This is a genomic window from Candidatus Thorarchaeota archaeon (assembly GCA_013388835.1).
Lineage (GTDB): Archaea > Asgardarchaeota > Thorarchaeia > Thorarchaeales > Thorarchaeaceae > JACAEL01.
Genome location: JACAEL010000105.1, coordinates 1 through 1,757 on the forward strand (window position 1 = coordinate 1; position 1,757 = coordinate 1,757).

Below are 1,757 nucleotides of genomic sequence, written 5' to 3' on the forward strand. Positions count from 1 at the left end.
ATAGTTGCTGGTGACATAATCTTTAGGCTAGATGACGTAGACGTCTATCGCATTGAAGACTTGCTCAAGGAGATTCATAAAAGAAAAGTCGGAGAGAAAATAAGAATATTTATCCTTCGCAGAGGCAAAGAACACTTCTTTGAAGTAACACTGAGCAAAATGCCTTAAAAATACTATTAACTGGAGCGTGCCAACAAACAAATCATGGAAAAAAGAATCAAGACAAAACCCAACCTATCTGTATTAGCGTTAATCTCTTTCATCGCCTCTTTCGCCGTTGCCAGAGTTTTCACAAGCATAAATCCAACAGCATTTTGGCAAGTCAGCGGATACCACATTCACCATTTTTGGTATGGCCTCGCAATGATTGCCATAGGAGGTTGGCTAGGCATCACCGTCGAAAGCGAACGCATAAACAGAGTCGCAGCAATTCTTTTCGGTGCAGGCGGAGGACTCATAGGAGATGAATTTGGTCTTCTGCTAGAACTTAAAAGCGAAAGTTATTGGGCAGACATCACCTACACCCTTATCATAATGTTCGTAGCGCTTGCTTCAACCATAATCTTGCTGATCCGCTACTCAAAGACAATGCTAACTGAATTCACAGAGTTCATAAAAAGCAACGCAAGCTTATATTTCGGCGTCTTTCTTGAGGCAATCTCAATAGCATTTATCCTTGAGACCGATAACCTGTTAATTATTGTTTTTTTCAGTTCTTTAGCTATTGTAGCTTGCGCCATTATTGTTGGATATTTCATTCAGCGAATCATACGTAGATGGCGCCTCCAGATTGCTTAAAAATCAACTCTTTCAATATAATGCTTGATGTGATTAATCATGGGAAATATAGTAGAATTGAGCCTAACAAATTGGGAGGATGAAGTTTCAAAATCTAGCGTATTAACAATTGTTTACTTCTGGCACGAAAAATGCCCATGGTGCATGCGTTTCACTCCAATATTTGAGCAAACAGCTGGAGAATACCGTGGAAAGATAAAATTTGCTAAACTGAACATTTTGGCGAGTCAGGATAATCAAGAAATCGCAACTAACCTATCGGTGTGATGAGTACGCCGACCTTGATGTTCCTTTGCAACGGAAGACCTGTGGGGCAGTCGATCGGATCAATGCCCGATGAGGATCTAAAGAGAGCATTGGATGAGATGCTTAGAAGATACATGACTTGCATCAGACAGAGCACTTATTTGAGAAGTTATATTGTGTGAAATCACCTTTTTGAAGGAGCATTGTTAGAAATTGAGCCAAAACGAAATTAGAGAAGTCTTGGCAAACTACAAGATTGTCGCCATCGTAGGATTGTCAAGAGAGCCTTCCAAAGATAGTCATAGAGTCGCAGAATATTTGAAGAAAAACGGTTTTCAAATCGTGCCTATTAATCCTTTTGCGGATGAAGTCTTGGGCGAGAAAAGCTACAAAAGTCTATTGGACACGCCTATTGAAGTTCAGAAAACCATAGAGGTTGTTGACATTTTCAGACCAGCCCAAGAAGCCCTTGCCATAGTAGAGCAGGCCGTGCAACTGAAACGGTTGCATGGGAAACCGCATGTTGTTTGGATGCAGCTTGGTATAATCAATGAAGAGGCAGCAGACTTGGCGAAGAAGGCAGGAATGAAAGTCATAATGGACAAGTGCATGATGCAAGAGCACAAGTGTCTACTCTCAGCTAGAACATAGTAACCACACTCAAATCCTGGCGTTGCATGGTTATGCTTAGACAGCCTCACCCAAAATTAATG

At 41.1% G+C, this 1,757-nt stretch carries 4 protein-coding genes; all 4 read left to right on the forward strand.

Features of this window, described 5'->3' with window-relative positions; genetic code table 11:
- Nucleotides 1–168 (forward strand): PDZ domain-containing protein (locus HXY34_14105; GenBank protein ID NWF97267.1); only part of this gene is annotated, 168 nt, incomplete at its 5' end.
- A 36-nt stretch (nucleotides 169–204) separates the two neighbouring features.
- Nucleotides 205–798 carry a hypothetical protein gene (locus tag HXY34_14110; protein ID NWF97268.1) on the forward strand — a complete coding sequence of 198 codons (594 nt, stop codon included), beginning with the start codon at nucleotides 205–207 and terminating at the stop codon, nucleotides 796–798.
- A gap of 39 nt (nucleotides 799–837) precedes the next feature.
- Nucleotides 838–1,065 carry a hypothetical protein gene (locus HXY34_14115; GenBank protein NWF97269.1) on the forward strand — a complete coding sequence of 76 codons (228 nt, stop codon included), beginning with the start codon at nucleotides 838–840 and terminating at the stop codon, nucleotides 1,063–1,065.
- Nucleotides 1,066–1,257: 192 nt separating this feature from the next.
- Complete coding sequence (locus HXY34_14120) at nucleotides 1,258–1,695, forward strand: CoA-binding protein (GenBank protein NWF97270.1); 438 nt, start codon at nucleotides 1,258–1,260, stop codon at nucleotides 1,693–1,695.
- The last annotated feature ends 62 nt before the right edge of the window (nucleotides 1,696–1,757 follow it).

Excerpts from the sequence above, each read along its gene's own strand:
- HXY34_14110 (NWF97268.1), top strand. The coding sequence starts at position 205 with ATGGAAAAAAGAATCAAGACAAAACCCAACCTATCTGTATTAGCGTTA.
- HXY34_14115 (NWF97269.1), top strand. The coding sequence starts at position 838 with ATGGGAAATATAGTAGAATTGAGCCTAACAAATTGGGAGGATGAAGTT.